The organism is Pyramidobacter sp. C12-8, assembly GCF_002007215.1.
Lineage (GTDB): Bacteria > Synergistota > Synergistia > Synergistales > Dethiosulfovibrionaceae > Pyramidobacter.
On the sequence record NZ_MUHX01000102.1, the window covers coordinates 1 to 269 of the forward strand.

The 269-nt window shown below is 41.3% G+C and carries 1 protein-coding gene; it reads left to right on the top strand.

Translation table 11 applies throughout. The features are described from left to right. Positions 1-172, top strand: a 172-nt coding sequence (locus B0D78_RS13320; protein WP_205948338.1) for a transposase, incomplete at its 5' end; no start/stop codon positions are given. Positions 173-269: the final 97 nt, after the last annotated feature.

Genomic DNA, 269 nt, shown 5'->3' on the forward strand with positions numbered 1-269 from the left:
ACTGAATTACTTCGAGTACCGCATTACAAATGCAATTCTTGAAGGAATGAACAGTATCATCCAAAACATCAAACGCCGGGCACGCGGCTTCAGGAATAACGAGTACTTTGAGACTATGATATACCTGAATTGTAGCAAGCTCGATATTGATGCAGTTATAGCAAATGCGTAACAGAGTTAAACATTGATTCCTTAGGTACCCTTTAGTTGTGTGGCATATGTATGTCAAGGGTTTCCACGAAGTGGAGCAAAGCTCCCTTGACATGCAT